Genomic DNA, 15646 nt, shown 5'->3' on the forward strand with positions numbered 1-15646 from the left:
GTTACTCCCCCGCCTGCGGGTCGTCGGCGGTGTCGGTGGGCTGGTGCCCGGCCTCGGCCTCGGTGCCCTCGGCCGCGACGGCCTGCGCCTCGGCGACGGCCTCCGGCTCGGACTCCAGGTGGCCCCTGGCGGCACCGGTCATCGCGGTGCCGAGGTCCTCGGCGGTGACGGTGGCCGGGTCGGCGTCGGCGACCAGGCGGCCGCGGTAGATGACCCGGATGGTGTCGGACAGGCCGATCAGCTCGTCCAGGTCGGCGGAGATCAGCAGGACGGCCAGGCCGGCCCGCTGGGCGACCCGGATGTGCTCCCAGATCTGCGCCTGCGCGCCGACGTCCACACCGCGGGTGGGGTGGGCGGCGATCAGCAGCTTGGGCTGGTGGCTCATCTCGCGGCCGATGATCAGCTTCTGCTGGTTGCCGCCGGAGAGCGAGGCCGCGGTGACCTCGATGCCGGGAGTGCGGACGTCGTACTCCTCGACGATCCGCCAGGTGTCCGTGCGGGCGGCGGCCGGGTCGAGCAGCACGCCCTTGGAGTTGGGCGCCTCGGTGACGTGCCCGAGGATGCGGTTCTCCCAGAGCGGGGCCTCCAGCAGCAGGCCGTGCTTGTGGCGGTCCTCGGGGATGTAGCCGATGCCGGCCTCGCGGCGGGCCCGGGTCAGGCTGCCGGAGAGGTCCTTGCCGTCCAGGGTGACGGTGCCGGCGTTCAGCGGCAGCATCCCCATGACGGCCTCGACCAGCTCGGCCTGGCCGTTGCCCTCGACACCGGCGATGCCGAGGATCTCGCCCTTGTGGATGCGCAGCGAGATGTCGTCGAGGACGACGCGCTCGATGCCCTCGGCGTCGGTCTTGGCGATCCGCAGGCCCTCGACGTCGAGCATCACGGCGTCGGTGACGGTCGACTCGCGGCTCTCCGGGGAGGGCAGCTCGGCGCCGACCATCAGCTCGGCGAGCTGCCGGGCGGTGACGGCCTTCGGGTCGGCGTCGCCGACCGTGGTGCCGCGCCGGATGACGCTGATCGCGTCGGCCACCGCGAGCACCTCGTGCAGCTTGTGCGAGATGAAGATGACGGTGACGCCCTCGGACTTGAGCTCGCGCAGGTTGTCGAACAGCGCGTCGACCTCCTGCGGGACGAGCACGGCCGTGGGTTCGTCGAGGATCAGGATCTTGGCGCCGCGGTACAGCACCTTGAGGATCTCGACGCGCTGGCGGTCGGCGACGCCGAGGTCCTCGACCAGGGCGTCCGGGCGCACGCCCAGGCCGTACTGGTCGGAGATCTCCTTGATCTTCGCCTTCGCCCTGGCGCCGATGCCGTGGAGCTTCTCGCCGCCGAGGACGACGTTCTCCCACACCGTGAGGTTGTCGGCGAGCATGAAGTGCTGGTGCACCATGCCGACGCCGCGGGAGATGGCGTCGCCGGGGGTGTTGAACTCGCACGGCTCGCCGTTGATCGCGATGGTGCCCTCGTCCGGCTTCTGCATGCCGTAGAGGATCTTCATCAGCGTCGACTTGCCGGCGCCGTTCTCACCCATCAGGGCGTGCACGGTCCCGGTGCGGACGGTGAGGTTGATGTCGTGGTTGGCCACGACACCCGGGAAGCGCTTGGTGATGCCGCGCAGTTCGACGGCCGGTGTCGCCGTCCCCGCGCTGGGGGTGCCGTCCTTGCGCAGGGGGACGGGGTCGGATGCGGTGATGGCGGTCTCCTGGTGGTATGGAGGCGCGTCGTTGCGCTCGGAGGGCCAAGGGGGAACGGGGAGACGGAACGGGGCCCGGGGGTACGCGTTGAGCGCACCCTGCCGGGCCCCTCCCGTGAACTGTGTGGATGCGTCGCCCTGCCGGGCAGGCGGCGGGCGCTGCGGCGTCCGGGACGCGCGGTGCTTACTTGACCGGCGCGGTCGGAATGGTGGTGGCGCCGGACTTGATCGCGTCGGCGGCGAGCTTCAGCTTGTCCTGGATGTCGTCGATCTTGCCGCCGGTGGTGGCGAGCGAGACGCCCTCGGCCTTCAGGTCGAACAGCTTGACGCCGGTCGGGCTCTGGCCCTGCTTGACCGACTGGATGTACGAGAACACCGCGGTGTCGACGTTCTTGACCATCGAGGTCAGGATGCTGCTCTTGTACTTCGCCAGGGCCGGCTGGCTGGCCTGGTCGGAGTCGACACCGATGGCCAGGGCGCCCTGCTTGTTGGCGACGGCCTCGATGGCGCCGTTGCCGGAGGAGCCGGCGGCGGTGTAGATGATGTCCGCGCCCTTGTCGAGCTGACCCTGGGCGGCCTCCTTGCCCTTGTCGGGCGAGGCGAAGCCGGTGAAGTCCGGCGGGGTGGTCAGGTAGGTGGTCTCGACCGTGATGCTCGGGTCGACGGACTTCACACCCGCCGTGTAACCGGCCTCGAACTTCTTGATCAGCTCGGACTGCACACCGCCGATGAAGCCGACGTGCTTGGCCTTCGACTTGTTCGCGGCGGCGACACCGGCCAGGTACGAGCCCTCCTGCTCGGCGAAGAGCAGCGAGGTGACGTTGGCCGGCTGGTCCTTGTCGTTCGAGTCGATGATCGCGAACTTGACCGTCGGGTTGTCCTTGGCGATCTTGTTGATCGCCGGCTGGTAGACGAAGCCGACCGCGATGATCGTCTTGTAACCCGCGTCGATCAGGTTCTTGAGACGGGTCTCCTTGTCGGCCTCGGCCTCGCCCTGCTTGGCCTCGGCCTCGGTCACGGAGACGCCCAGCTCGGACTTGGCCTTGTCGAGACCACGGGCGGCGGAGTCGTTGAACGACTGGTCGCCGCGGCCGCCGATGTCGTAGGCCAGGCCGACCTTGAGCGAACCGTCGCCCGAGCCGGAGGAGGAGGAGTCGGTGCTCTTTGCGCCGCAAGCGGCGAGCGAGGCCATGCCCAGGGAACCCGAGAGCACAACCGCGGCGAGCTTCATTGAACGGCGCAAGGGGATATCTCCTTCTACACGCAACCGTTTGGCGTGGTCGGACGCCACCGTAACGCGCGTAGAACACGGTTGTGTTACGGGGTGCCGGAGCATACGGGTTGTTATCAAACCGTGGTCTGATGTTCTCCCCGGGGCTCTGTCCCCCGCGCGGACGGTGATCCGAGGTCGGTTCGGTCAGTTTACGTAACCCCGACGGGACCCCGGATCCGGCCGTTCCGCTTCGCTCCGGCCGCACCGCCCCCGGACCTGCCGTCAGCTGCCGTCCGCCTCCAGGGCCAGCGCCGAGAACAGTTCCACGCCGATGCCGATCGCCCGCTCGTCCACGTCGAACCGGCCCTGGTGCAGGTCCCGGACCGTGGCGTCGCCGGGGGCGCGGACGCCGAGCCGGGCCAGCGCGCCCGGGGCGTGCTCCAGGTACCAGGAGAAGTCCTCGCCGCCCAGGCTCTGCTCGGTGCCCTCCACCACCACGGCGCCGTCCCCGCCGAAGCGGGCGTGCATCGCCCCGTCCAGCAGGGCGACCGAGACCGCCTCGTTCACCACCGGCGGCACCCCGCGGTGGTAGTCCAGCGTCCACTTGGCCCGGTGGGTCTCGGACAGCTTGGCGATCAGCTCGTGCAGCAGGTCCGGCGCCTCCCGCCAGCCGTCCAGCTCCAGGCAGCGGACGGTGCCCTCCAGCTCGGCGTGCTGCGGGATGACGTTGGGCGCGGAGCCGGAGGCGATCCGCCCCCAGACCAGGCTGACGCCCCAGCGCGGGTCCATCCGGCGGGCCAGCGCCCCCGGGAGGTCGGCGGCCGTCCTGGCGACCGCGGTGACCAGGTCCGTGGTCAGGTGCGGACGGGCGGTGTGCCCGCCGGGGCCGTCCAGGTGCAGCACCAGGCGGTCGCAGGCCGAGGTGATCGCCCCGACCCGCAGGGCGATCCGGCCGACCTCCACCTTCGGGTCGCAGTGCACCGCGAAGATCCGCCCGACACCCGCCATCCCGCCGGCCTTGATGACGTCCAGCGCGCCGCCCGGCATGACCTCCTCGGCGGGCTGGAACACCAGCCTGACGGGGCGGCGCAGCTCGCCGGCGCGGGCGGCCTCGGCCAGCACCAGGCCGGTGCCGAGCACCACCGAGGTGTGCACGTCGTGGCCGCAGGCGTGGGCCCGGCCGGGGACGGTGGAGCGGTACGGCACGTCGGTCTTGGCGTCGTCGATCGGCAGCGCGTCGATGTCGGCGCGGAAGGCCAGGAACTCCGTCCCCGGGGCGGTGCCGGGCGGGACGATGTCGACGAGCATGCCGGTGCCGCCGGGCAGCACCCGGGGTTCGAGCCCGGCGGCCGCCAGCCGGTCGCGCAGCAGCCCGGTGGTTCGGAACTCCTGGCGGCCCAGCTCCGGGTGCCGGTGCAGATCACGACGGAAGGCGACCAGCTCGGGCTCCAGCTCCCGGACCCGGTCGCGCAGATCGGCGGCGGGGCGTGGGACGGCGAGAGTGGTGCCCGGCTGAGCGGGCTCAGGACGGTTCATCTCGCCAATCGTAGGCCTGTTGGGGGGATTTGGCCCGACTTCCGGAAAACTAGTCCCCGGATGGGTGCATACCGGCCGGACACGTGGGTATGACATCTTGTTTCAGCCGCCTTCCCCGGGTTGCGTGCCCTGTGCAACGACCACCCCGGCCGACGGTCACGGCCGCCACTTCTCCGACGACACCGGCGGGTTGACGGCCGTTCAGCAGGACGTCAGAAACGCTCCACCGGGGAGTACGTCCCCCACACTCCGCGCAGCGCGTCGCACACCTCGCCGACGGTGGCCCGGGCGGCCAGCGCCTCCTTCATCGGGTACAGCACGTTCCCCGTCCCCTCGGCGGTGCGGCGCAGCGCGTCCAGCCCCCGGGTGACGGCACCGGCGGAGCGCTCGGCCCGCAGCCGGGCCAGCCGCCGCGCCTGCCGCTCCTCGATCGCCGGGTCCACCCGCAGCGGCTGGTAGGGCTCCTCCGTGTCCGACCGGAAGCGGTTGACCCCGACCACCGTCCGCTCCCCGGAGTCGGTCTCCTGCTGGAGCCGGTAGGCGGTGCGCTCGATCTCGCCCTTCTGGTAGCCCCGTTCGATCGCGGCCACCGCGCCGCCCTGCTCCTCGATCCGGTCCATCAGCGACCGCGCGGCGGCCTCCACCTCGTCGGTGAGCGACTCGACGGCGTAGGAGCCGGCGAACGGGTCGACGGTGGCGGTCACGTCGGTCTCGTACGCGAGCACCTGCTGGGTGCGCAGGGCGAGCCGGGCGGCCTTCTCGGTGGGCAGCGCGATCGCCTCGTCGTAGCTGTTCGTGTGCAGCGACTGGGTGCCGCCGAGCACCGCGGCGAGCGCCTGCACGGTGACCCGGGCCAGGTTGACCTCGGGCTGCTGGGCCGTGAGCTGCACTCCGGCGGTCTGGGTGTGGAAGCGCAGCATCTGCGAGCGCGGGTTCCGGGCGCCGAACACGTCGCGCATGATTGTGGCCCAAATCCTGCGCGCCGCACGGAACTTGGCCACTTCCTCCAGCAGCGTCGTGCGGGCCACGAAGAAGAACGAGAGCCGGGGGGCGAAGTCGTCCACGGCCATCCCGGCGGCGATCGCGGTGCGGACGTAGGCGATGCCGTTGGCCAGCGTGAAGGCGATCTCCTGCGCGGGGTCGGCCCCGGCCTCGGCCATGTGGTACCCGGAGATGGAGATGGTGTTCCAGCGCGGGATCTCGGCCCGGCAGTACCGGAACACGTCGGCGACCAGCCGCAGCGAGGGCTGCGGCGGGAAGATGTAGGTGCCGCGGGCGATGTACTCCTTCAGCACGTCGTTCTGGACCGTGCCGGTGAGCGCCGCCGGCGCCACCCCCTGGGCCTCGCCGACCAGTTGGTAGAGGAGCAGGAGCAGGGCGGCGGGCGCGTTGATGGTCATCGAGGTGGACACCCCGCCGAGCGGGATGCCGTCGAACAGCACCGCCATGTCCTCGACGCCGTCCACGGCGACGCCCACCTTGCCGACCTCCCCGGCGGCGAGCGGCGCGTCCGAGTCGTAGCCCATCTGGGTGGGCAGGTCGAAGGCGACCGAGAGGCCGGTGCCGCCGCCCGCGATCAGCTGCCGGTAGCGGGCGTTGGACTCGGCGGCGGTGCCGAAGCCCGCGTACTGGCGCATCGTCCAGGGGCGGCCCGTGTACATCGTCGGATAGACACCCCGGGTGTAGGGGTACTCCCCCGGCCGGCCCAGCCGGGCGCCGGCCTCCCGGCCGGCCAGGGACTCGGGGCCGTACAGCGGCTCGATCGCGAAACCCGACTCGGCGCGGCGCGGTTCGGCTGTCATGGGGGTGCCTCCTCCGGAGCTGGGGAGCGGGTCCTCGCAATGTAGGGCCTGACCGGCCCGCCGCGGCGGCGACGCGGTTGAGATGATCGGGTGAACGACCGATGAGCCCCAGGGAGTGGCAATGACCGAGCAGAAGGTGGCCGTGGTCACCGGTGCCAGCAGCGGAATCGGCGCGGCGACCGCCCGCCGGCTGGCCGCCGAGGGCTTCGACGTGGTGCTGACCGCCCGGCGCACCGACCGCGTCGAGGCGCTGGCCGAGGAGATCGCCGACCGGGGCGGTTCGGCCCGCGCGGTCACCCTGGACGTCACCGACCGGGCCGCGGTGGACGCCTTCGCCGCCGCGGTCGGCCGGGTGGACGTCCTGGTGAACAACGCCGGCGGCGCGATCGGCGCGGAGAGCGTCGAGCACGGGGACCCGGCCGACTGGCGGGCCATGTACGAGGTGAACGTGCTCGGCGTGCTGCACGTGACGCAGGCCCTGCTGCCGGCCCTGCGGGCCACCGGCGATGGCACGGTGCTGGTGCTCTCCTCGACCGCCGCGCTGGCCGCCTACGAGGGCGGCGGCGGGTACGTCGCCGCCAAGCACGCCGCGCACACCATCGCCGCCACGCTGCGGCTGGAGCTGTGCGGGGAGCCGATCCGGGTGATCGAGATCGCGCCCGGCATGGTGAAGTCCGAGGGCTTCGCGGTCACCCGCTTCCGCGGCGACGAGGAGAAGGCCGCCGCCGTGTACGCGGGCGTGGTCGAACCGCTCACCTCGGAGGACATCGCGGACACCGTGGCGTGGGCGGTCACCCGGCCCTCGCACGTGAACATCGACCTGCTGGTGGTCCGCCCCCGGGCGCAGGCCGCCAACCACAAGGTCCACCGCGCCTGAGCCCGGCCCGGCGGGCGGCCCCGGAGCAGGGGCCAAGATCGAACACATCACCCCCCGGTGGTACACACGTGCGATGAGAACCTTCCGGGCCGCCCGCCCACGGGTCCTGCTGGCCGCGCTGGCGGCAGGCACCCTGCTCCTCGCCTCCGCCTGCGACGACACCGCCGCGCCGGCCCAGGACCGGGCCGCGGGCACCACCGCGCCCGCCGCCGCCACCCCCACGGCCTCCCCGACACCGACGCCCAGGCCCACCGGCGAGGCCGACCCGGCGCTCAAGCCGTTCTACGGCCAGCAGATCACCTGGGCCGACTGCCCGGCCGACGCCCGGGCCGAGAAAGCCAAGATCGACATATCCGGCCTGCGGTGCGGCACGCTGCACGTCCCGCTGGACTACGCCGCCCCCGCCACCGACGCCCTCGACCTCGCGCTGGTCAAGTACCCGGCCGCCAAGCCGGACCAGCGGATCGGCTCGCTGATGGTCAACCCCGGCGGCCCCGGCGAATCCGGCGTCGGGATGGTCACGTACGGCGCCAAGCAGTTCGCCGGCACCCTGCACGACCGCTTCGACGTGGTCGGCTTCGACCCCCGCGGCACCGGCGACAGCTCCCCGGTCGTCTGCTACGACGACAAGCAGCACGACGCCGTCAACCAGACGGACGCCTCCCTCGACCCGGCCGTCCGCAAGGCCGAGCACGTCAAGCAGGCCACCGAGCACGCCGCCGCCTGCCAGGCCAGGTCCGGCAGGCTGCTGCCCTTCGTCGGCACCCGCAACACCGCCCGCGACCTGGACGTGCTGCGCGCCGCGGTCGGCGACAAGCAGCTCAACTACCTCGGCATCTCCTACGGGACGTACCTCGGCGCGCTCTACGCCGAGGAGTTCCCGAAGAACACCGGCCGGCTGATCCTGGACGGCGCGGTCGACCCCGGCCAGGACCGGCTGGACCACGGGGTCGACCAGCAGGTCGGCTTCGAGAAGTCCTTCGAGCGCTTCGCCGCCGACTGCGTGGAGAACCACGCCGACGAGTGCCCGCTCGGCAAGGACGGCACCAAGGCCGCCAAGAAGGCCGCCGACTTCCTCGACGGGCTGTACGACCACCCGCTGACCACCAAGGACGGCCGCAAGCTCGGCCGCGACCAGGCCTGGACCGGCACCATCTCGCTCCTCTACGGCGACGAGACGACCGCCTGGAAGTACCTGCGCGCCGCCCTCGGCTGGGCGATGGTGCGCGACAAGGGCGACTACCTGCTGGCCTTCGCCGACGACTACAACGGCCGGGACGCGGACGGCCACTACAGCCCGGTGGACGAGGCCAACAACGCGATCGGCTGCGCCGACGCCGCCCGCCCCGCGCCCACCCCCGAGCACGCCAGGGCCGCCGTGGACCGGCTGCTCGCCGAGGCGCCGCTGATGTCCAGGGGCGTCACGGTGGACGACTTCAGCGAGGCCGGCTGCGCCTACTGGCCGTTCAGGACGCAGGAGACGCCGCACACCGTGCGGGCCGAGGGCAGCGCGCCGATCCTGGTGGTCGGCAGCACCGGCGACCCGGCCACCCCGTACGCCTCGGCCGAGGCGCTGGCCAAGGGCTTCGCCAACGCCACCCTGCTCACCCGGGTCGGCGAGGGGCACGGCGCCTTCGGGAAGGGCAACGCCTGCATCGACCGGGCCATGGAGGCCTACCTGACCGAGGGCACGATGCCGGCCGCGGGCACCCGCTGCGACTGAGTCCCGTGGACCGGCCCGGCCCGGCCCGGGTCCTCGGTGGACGGTGGCGCCGCGGCCGGCGGCAGGACGCGGGGAGGGCGCTGACGCGCAGGTGTCAACGTCACAACTTGATAGCTCGTCCGGATGAATTCGGCGCGCGCCCTCCCCAACTGATGACCGCTCAACTACCTTTGAGGCGCAGGTCGACCGGCGCCAACGCGCCCCTCGGCAGCCCCCATCCCACCGGTTCACCACCCCACTCCACCGGCACCTTCCCGCCCTCACGAGGAGGACCCGCTGGCCAGCGACATCCCGTCACAGCGGCTCGACGTCAGAACAGAGCCGACCCTCCTCGGGTTGCACCGCTTCAACGAAGCCGACGCCGGCGCTGCCGAGGAGGCCCTGCTGGCCTGCTGCGGCAGCCACCGCTGGGCCCTGCGGCTCACCGCACACCGGCCCTACCCCGACATCGAGTCCCTGCTGGCCGCCGCCAGCGAGGCCTCCTACGACCTCCGCCCGGCCGACCTCACCGAGGCGCTGGCGGACGAGAGCTGGATGCCGCAGCCGCTGCTCGGCATGCGGGCTCCCGGAAGCCAGGCCGCGCACACCGCGCTGCGGGCCGCGCACGCCGCGTACGAGGCCCGGTTCGGCCACGTCTTCGTGGTCTGCCTGGAAGGGGTCGCCCCGGAGGAGATGCTCGACACCGTGCTCTCCTCCATCCGCACCCGCCTCGCCAACGACCCGGACGAGGAGCGGCTGATCGCGTCCGACGAACTCCGCCGGATCGCCCTCACCCGCCTGGAGCACCTGGTCGCCACCCCCTCGGAGGCCGCGGCGCGCTGAGCGCACATCACCCACTCCTCCTCACCCACTCCTCTTCACCCGCGCGGGTGACCCCGCCCACGAAACCGCCCGGACGAGTGAGGCCGCGGCACCATCCGATCCGAACCACCACCGAATCCGAACCCGCCCCGCCCCGCGCCCCTCACCTTCCGGCACGGGGCGCGGGCATGCCGTCACCCATCGTGACGCCCTCGGGTTTGGTTCCCGCCCCGCTAGGCCAGAAGTGCCTGATTGATCACACCTGGGGCCCCCGGAGGCGGTTCACGGAAAGGCGTCGATAGGATGCTGGCGGCCGGTGGACCGTACCCGGCCGGGCTGACCGACACCGAAGCCGGCCGAGCCCCCAATCGCTTCCGGAGGGTTTTTCCGTGCCGGCTGGAACGCTGTACCGCGGCCGGGAAGGCATGTGGAGCTGGGTGGCTCATCGAGTCACCGGCGTCCTCATCTTTTTCTTCCTGTTCGCCCACGTCCTGGACACCGCCCTCGTGCGAGTGTCGCCGGAGTCCTACGACACCGTCATCCAGACGTACAAGACTCCGCTCGTGAACCTGATGGAGTACGGCCTGGTGGCCGCCATCCTGTTCCACGCCCTCAACGGCCTGCGCGTCGTCGCAGTGGACTTCTGGTCCAAGGGCCCGAAGTACCAGAAGCAGATGCTCTGGACCGTCGTCGGCGTCTGGGTCGTCCTGATGGCCGGTTCCTTCTACGGGATCCTCCAGCACACGCTGATCTCCTGGTTCGGGAAGTGAGCCGAGACATGTCCACGGAATACTCCGACGCCATCGTCGTCCCCTCCAAGCAGGCGCACACCGGCAGGGGACTGGGCACCGGCAACCCCGCCGACGCGTTCGTCATCGAGCCTCCGCGCCAGCGGACCAAGAAGACCCCGCGTCGCACCCGCACCAACTTCGAGATGCTGGCCTGGCTCTTCATGCGCCTGTCCGGTGTCGTTCTGGTCGTGCTGATCCTCGGCCACCTGCTGATCATGCTGGTGCTCGACGGCGGCGTCTCCAAGATCGGCTTCGCCTTCGTGGCCGGCCGCTGGGCCTCGCCGTTCTGGCAGGGCTGGGACCTCCTGATGCTCTGGCTCGCCATGCTGCACGGCGCCAACGGCATGCGTCAGGTGATCAACGACTACGCCGAGAAGGACTCGACCCGGCTCTGGCTCAAGGGGCTCATGGGCACCGCCACGGTCTTCACCGTGCTGCTCGGCACCCTGGTGATCTTCACCTTCGACCCCAACATCTGAGCCGCGAGCACCATCGACCATCGGCAGAGGCCAGAGGCGAGTTAACCCCCCATGCAGATTCACCAGTACGACACCGTCATCGTCGGCGCCGGCGGCGCCGGCATGCGAGCGGCCATCGAGTCGACGCAGCGCAGCCGCACCGCCGTCCTGACCAAGCTCTACCCGACCCGGTCCCACACCGGCGCGGCCCAGGGCGGCATGTGCGCCGCCCTCGCCAACGTCGAGGAGGACAACTGGGAGTGGCACACCTTCGACACGGTCAAGGGCGGTGACTACCTGGTCGACCAGGACGCCGCCGAGATCATGTGCAAGGAGGCCATCGACGCCGTCCTCGACCTGGAGAAGATGGGTCTGCCCTTCTCCCGCACCGAGCAGGGCCGGATCGACCAGCGCCGCTTCGGCGGTCACTCCCGCAACCACGGCGAGGCCCCGGTCCGCCGCTCGTGCTACGCGGCCGACCGCACCGGCCACATGATCCTCCAGACGCTGTTCCAGAACTGCGTCAAGCACGGCGTCGAGTTCTTCAACGAGTTCTACGTCCTCGACCTGCTGATCAGCGAGGGCAAGACCTCCGGCGTCGTCGCGTACGAGCTGGCCACCGGCGAGATCCACGTCTTCCAGGCCAAGTCGGTCGTCTTCGCCTCCGGCGGCACCGGCAAGTTCTTCAAGGTCTCCTCCAACGCCCACACCCTCACCGGTGACGGCCAGGCCCTGGTCTACCGCCGCGGCCTGCCGCTGGAGGACATGGAGTTCTTCCAGTTCCACCCGACGGGCATCTGGCGCATGGGCATCCTGCTCACCGAGGGCGCCCGCGGCGAGGGCGGCATCCTGCGCAACAAGGACGGCGAGCGCTTCATGGAGCGCTACGCCCCCGTCATGAAGGACCTCGCGTCCCGTGACGTCTGCTCCCGCGCGATCTACACCGAGATCCGCGAAGGCCGCGGCTGCGGTCCGGACGGCGACCACGTCTACCTGGACCTGACCCACCTGCCGCCGGAGCAGCTGGACGCCAAGCTGCCGGACATCACCGAGTTCGCGCGCACCTACCTCGGCATCGAGCCCTACACGGACCCGATCCCGATCCAGCCCACCGCGCACTACGCCATGGGCGGCATCCCGACCAACGTCGAGGGTGAGGTCCTGCGCAACAACACCGACATCGTCCCGGGCCTGTACGCGGCCGGCGAGGTCGCCTGCGTGTCCGTGCACGGCGCCAACCGCCTGGGCACCAACTCGCTGCTGGACATCAACGTGTTCGGCCGTCGCGCGGGCATCGCCGCCGCCGACTACGCCAACGCCAACGAGTTCGTCGAGCTGCCCGAGGACCCGGCCGAGAAGGTCCAGGCCCTGGTCGACGGCCTGCGCGAGAGCACCGGCACCGAGTCCGTGGCGCAGATCCGCAAGGAACTGCAGGAGACCATGGACGCCAACGCGATGGTGTACCGCACCGGCGCCACCCTGAAGCAGGCGGTCGAGGACATCGCCGCGCTGAAGGAGCGCTACAAGAACGTCTCCATCCAGGACAAGGGCTTCCGGTACAACACGGACCTGCTGGAGGCCGTCGAGCTGGGCAACCTGCTCGACCTGGCCGAGGTGCTGGCCGTCTCCGCGCTGGCCCGCGAGGAGTCCCGCGGCGGCCACTACCGCGAGGACTTCCCGACCCGTGACGACGTGAAGTTCATGCAGCACACCATGGCGTACCAGGAGGTTGCCGCCGACGGCACCACCTCCATCCGCCTCGACTACAAGCCGGTCGTCACGACCCGCTACCAGCCGATGGAGCGTAAGTACTGATGAGCACTCCGACCGTGGAGAAGCACTCGGCCGCTCTGGACGCGGTCGAAGCCGGTGCCGTCCAGCCGATCACCGTCACCTTCCGGATCCGCCGGTTCAACCCGGAGGAGCACCCGGACCCGGTGTGGGTGGACTACCAGCTGACGATGGACCCGAAGGAGCGCGTCCTGGACGCGCTCAACAAGATCAAGTGGGAGCAGGACGGCACCCTCACCTACCGCCGCTCCTGCGCGCACGGCATCTGCGGCTCCGACGCCATGCGGATCAACGGCCGCAACCGGCTGGCGTGCAAGACCCTGATCAAGGACGTCGACCCGGAGAAGCCGATCACGATCGAGGCCATCAAGGGCCTGACGGTCCTCAAGGACCTGGTCGTGGACATGGACCCGTTCTTCCAGGCGTACAAGGACGTCATGCCGTTCCTCATCACCAAGGGGAACGAGCCGACCCGGGAGCGCCTGCAGTCCGCCGAGGACCGCGAGCGCTTCGACGACACCACCAAGTGCATCCTGTGCGCCGCGTGCACGTCGTCCTGCCCGGTGTTCTGGAACGACGGCCAGTACTTCGGCCCGGCCGCCATCGTCAACGCGCACCGCTTCATCTTCGACTCGCGCGACGAGGGCGGCGAGCAGCGCCTGGAGATCCTCAACGACCGTGAGGGCGTGTGGCGCTGCCGCACCACCTTCAACTGCTCCGAGGCCTGCCCGCGTGGCATCGAGGTCACCAAGGCGATCCAGGAAGTGAAGCGGGCGCTGGTCACCCGCCGCTTCTGATCCCCGCCCGACACCCCGAAGGCCCCCGCCCGATCCTCCGATCGGGCGGGGGCCTTCGCCCGTTTCAGCGCAGGGCGCCGAGGTCCTTCGGCGCCGACCAGCCGCTGAAGGTCACCAGGTGCCGGTCGGGAGTGACGGCCCACAGGTCCGGCGTGCCGTCCCCATCACCGTCGCCCGAGCTGCCGAGCGTCGGGTACGCGGCGGTGGTGAAGCCCGTGGCGACCACGTTCGCCGAGGGGTCGGCGAGGGCGGAGTAGTCGAAGGTGCCGTCGGCCTGCTTCGGAACCGGGTACGCGTGCAGCTCGCCGGTGGCCCGGTCGCGTGCCCACAGGGCGAGGTTCCCGGCCGTGTCCGGACCCGGGGCGACCAGGTCGTAGCCGGCCCAGCCGCCTGACGTGGTGAGCTTGCGGGCCGTCTGCCAGCCGTACGCGAAGTCGCCTCCGGCGTGCAGCCAGAGGTCGCCGTTCTCCAGTGTCACCAGCGCCGGGTCGAAGCCTCCGGCCGCCGGGCCCAGCGCGACGATCTGGTCCGCCTTCGACCAGTCGGAGGCGTAGTCCGCGGGGCACGGCACGTCCGTGCCCGTCGCGTCCACGCAGCTGGTCGAACGCCGGGCGCCGAGCAGGCTCCGGTCGAAGGAGCCGTAGTCGAAGTTCCGGTACAGGTAGAGGGCGCCCGAGCCCGGCCGGTGGAGGAACAGGTCGTCCAGGGACGGCGCGTGGTCGTCCGTCCAGCCGCGGTGGACGACCCGGTACGACGCCCAGCCGTTGTGGTCGGGCGAGGCGAGCGCCCGGATCGTCGCGTTGGGCGTGGTGTCGGTCGCGTTCACGCCGATGTACTGCAGGTTGCCCTGGGCGTCGGGCAGCACGATGTCCGCGGTGCCGTCCCCGTCGACGTCTCCGAGCGTCTTCGGCGGGTTCGGGTTCGACCGGGCGTAGAAGGTGTAGGAGGCCGAGGCGACGTTGCCCGTCCTGTCGACCGCCTGGACGATGAGGGTGTTGGTGCCCCAGTCCACGACCCTGAGGTCGACCTTCGCCGTACCGTCGGCGTCCGGCCGGACAGCGTTCGTCGAATTGCAGTCGCCGACCCCGAGGTAGTTCCAGCCGTACCGGAAGCAGTCGATGCCGGAGGCCGTGCCGCCGGCCGGCGCCGGGTCGAGCCCCGTGAGGACGAAGGTGCCGGTCTGGCCCGCGTACTTGGTGGCGGGGCCGCTCGCCGGGAAATCGGTCGAGGAGGCCGTGACGGTCGGGCTCGTGGTGTCCACCGAGAAGCGGCAGTCCGCCGACGGGGCGGAGGCCTGGGTGTCCTGGAGGGCCCAGGCGTGCCAGGCGTAGCTGTGCCCGTCCAGCAGGCCGGGGACCTTGACGCTGGACCGCTGGCCGTAGGCCTGCGCCTCACCGGTGTACACCGGGTCCTGGGCGCCCGTGGTCTCGTCCCGGACGCTGAACCGGGCACTGGTGCCGGTGACGTTCGCGACGAGCTTCGGACCGTACATGGTCCGTCCGCTCCAGAACGGGACGGTGGTCGAGTCGCAGGCGCTGGTGACGTAGTCACCGCCCTGTTCCGTCCCGAGGACGGTCGGTGCCGTGTCGGCCACGGCCGCCGTCGGCACGGTGAGCAGGCCCGCGGCCACGGTCGCCGCGACCAGCCCCCCGAGCCTGCGTGAACGCGTGTGCTTCTTCAAGGAATCCCCACCCTCTGTCGGCAGATCTGTTCGAGACGTGCACGAGCGGTGAGGATCCTGCCAGTGGGGGCCGACAGCGGCAACGGGGATTCTCAGTCGGTGGCCGGGGTGCGGCGGGTGGTGGCGCGAAGGCCGCGCACGCCGATGGTGCCGACGGCGATGCCGAGGGCGAAGGAGGTGACGGCGAGGAGCAGGTGGACCCAGAAGAAGGTGGTGGGCTGGGAGTGGTCGCCGTTGGTGAAGGCCTGGCCGCCGGAGTCCTTCCAGAGGTTCTTCACGAAGGTCGTCCAGATGACGATCGACCAGACCCCGAAGGCGGTCAGGAACCAGGAGGTGCGGCGGCTGAGCTTCATGGGGGTCCTCGGCGTGTGAAGGCGGTGTGCTTCCCCAGTATGCGCGGGCCGCCGATCGGCGTAGGGCGGGCCCCTCCTGCGGAGGACGGGCCCCGGGGGGAGGGCGCCGGGAGCCGTGAGTGGGTACGGTCTG

The 15646-nt window shown here is 71.1% G+C and carries 13 protein-coding genes; 7 read left to right on the plus strand and 6 right to left on the minus strand.

What is annotated here, in order from left to right:
- Window position 1 precedes the first annotated feature (1 nt).
- The 4 genes from ACZ6EM_RS14750 to ACZ6EM_RS14765 form a co-directional block, all read right to left on the minus strand.
- On the minus strand, window positions 2-1582 hold the full coding sequence (locus ACZ6EM_RS14750; protein ID WP_401046241.1) for an ABC transporter ATP-binding protein: 1581 nt from the start codon (window positions 1580-1582) through the stop codon (window positions 2-4).
- Window positions 1583-1874: 292 nt separating this feature from the next.
- Window positions 1875-2933 (minus strand): BMP family lipoprotein, encoded by a 1059-nt coding sequence (locus ACZ6EM_RS14755; RefSeq protein WP_401046243.1) that lies wholly within the window; start codon window positions 2931-2933, stop codon window positions 1875-1877.
- A 252-nt stretch (window positions 2934-3185) separates the two neighbouring features.
- The gene (locus ACZ6EM_RS14760) at window positions 3186-4439 is read right to left on the minus strand and encodes an amidohydrolase (protein WP_401046246.1); all 1254 of its coding nucleotides are present in this window, start codon (window positions 4437-4439) and stop codon (window positions 3186-3188) included.
- A 212-nt stretch (window positions 4440-4651) separates the two neighbouring features.
- Window positions 4652-6241, minus strand: a complete 1590-nt coding sequence (locus ACZ6EM_RS14765; protein WP_465772507.1) for an acyl-CoA mutase large subunit family protein — start codon at window positions 6239-6241, stop codon at window positions 4652-4654.
- Between the two features lie 121 nt (window positions 6242-6362).
- On the opposite strand from ACZ6EM_RS14765, the gene ACZ6EM_RS14770 reads away from it, so the two are divergent.
- From ACZ6EM_RS14770 to ACZ6EM_RS14800, 7 genes are all read left to right on the plus strand, one after another.
- The gene (locus ACZ6EM_RS14770) at window positions 6363-7118 is read left to right on the plus strand and encodes an SDR family oxidoreductase (RefSeq protein WP_465772508.1); all 756 of its coding nucleotides are present in this window, start codon (window positions 6363-6365) and stop codon (window positions 7116-7118) included.
- A 73-nt stretch (window positions 7119-7191) separates the two neighbouring features.
- A complete protein-coding gene (locus ACZ6EM_RS14775; RefSeq protein ID WP_465772509.1) occupies window positions 7192-8841 on the plus strand; it encodes an alpha/beta hydrolase in 1650 nt (549 codons plus the stop codon).
- 336 nt (window positions 8842-9177) lie between these two features.
- A complete protein-coding gene (locus ACZ6EM_RS14780; protein ID WP_359911557.1) occupies window positions 9178-9663 on the plus strand; it encodes a 2-oxo-4-hydroxy-4-carboxy-5-ureidoimidazoline decarboxylase in 486 nt (161 codons plus the stop codon).
- 368 nt (window positions 9664-10031) lie between these two features.
- Window positions 10032-10412 (plus strand): succinate dehydrogenase, cytochrome b556 subunit, encoded by a 381-nt coding sequence (gene sdhC / locus ACZ6EM_RS14785; protein ID WP_033332398.1) that lies wholly within the window; start codon window positions 10032-10034, stop codon window positions 10410-10412.
- A gap of 8 nt (window positions 10413-10420) precedes the next feature.
- Window positions 10421-10912 carry a succinate dehydrogenase, hydrophobic membrane anchor protein gene (gene sdhD / locus ACZ6EM_RS14790; RefSeq protein ID WP_359911559.1) on the plus strand — a complete coding sequence of 164 codons (492 nt, stop codon included), beginning with the start codon at window positions 10421-10423 and terminating at the stop codon, window positions 10910-10912.
- Between the two features lie 51 nt (window positions 10913-10963).
- On the plus strand, window positions 10964-12706 hold the full coding sequence (gene sdhA, locus ACZ6EM_RS14795; RefSeq protein WP_401048872.1) for a succinate dehydrogenase flavoprotein subunit: 1743 nt from the start codon (window positions 10964-10966) through the stop codon (window positions 12704-12706).
- Entirely contained in the window at window positions 12706-13479 is a 774-nt protein-coding gene (locus ACZ6EM_RS14800) for a succinate dehydrogenase iron-sulfur subunit (protein ID WP_359911565.1), read from the plus strand. Before sdhA ends, ACZ6EM_RS14800 begins: the two co-directional genes overlap by 1 nt.
- A gap of 64 nt (window positions 13480-13543) precedes the next feature.
- Here ACZ6EM_RS14800 and ACZ6EM_RS14805 read toward each other — a convergent pair whose 3' ends face one another.
- Window positions 13544-15160, minus strand: coding sequence for a hypothetical protein (locus ACZ6EM_RS14805; RefSeq protein ID WP_452179717.1), 1617 nt, complete (start codon window positions 15158-15160; stop codon window positions 13544-13546).
- A 92-nt stretch (window positions 15161-15252) separates the two neighbouring features.
- On the minus strand, window positions 15253-15513 hold the full coding sequence (locus ACZ6EM_RS14810) for an SCO4848 family membrane protein (protein ID WP_465772510.1): 261 nt from the start codon (window positions 15511-15513) through the stop codon (window positions 15253-15255).
- Window positions 15514-15646: the final 133 nt, after the last annotated feature.

Source organism: Kitasatospora sp. NPDC041917, assembly GCF_055589745.1.

What these genes read in the sequence shown, in the direction of transcription:
- ACZ6EM_RS14760 (WP_401046246.1), bottom strand. Translation starts at nt 4,439, where the DNA reads ATGAACCGTCCTGAGCCCGCTCAGCCGGGCACCACTCTCGCCGTCCCA.
- ACZ6EM_RS14765 (WP_465772507.1), bottom strand. Translation starts at nt 6,241, where the DNA reads ATGACAGCCGAACCGCGCCGCGCCGAGTCGGGTTTCGCGATCGAGCCG.
- ACZ6EM_RS14770 (WP_465772508.1), top strand. Translation starts at nt 6,363, where the DNA reads ATGACCGAGCAGAAGGTGGCCGTGGTCACCGGTGCCAGCAGCGGAATC.
- ACZ6EM_RS14775 (WP_465772509.1), top strand. Translation starts at nt 7,192, where the DNA reads ATGAGAACCTTCCGGGCCGCCCGCCCACGGGTCCTGCTGGCCGCGCTG.
- sdhD (WP_359911559.1), top strand. Translation starts at nt 10,421, where the DNA reads ATGTCCACGGAATACTCCGACGCCATCGTCGTCCCCTCCAAGCAGGCG.
- sdhA (WP_401048872.1), top strand. Translation starts at nt 10,964, where the DNA reads ATGCAGATTCACCAGTACGACACCGTCATCGTCGGCGCCGGCGGCGCC.
- ACZ6EM_RS14800 (WP_359911565.1), top strand. Translation starts at nt 12,706, where the DNA reads ATGAGCACTCCGACCGTGGAGAAGCACTCGGCCGCTCTGGACGCGGTC.
- ACZ6EM_RS14810 (WP_465772510.1), bottom strand. Translation starts at nt 15,513, where the DNA reads ATGAAGCTCAGCCGCCGCACCTCCTGGTTCCTGACCGCCTTCGGGGTC.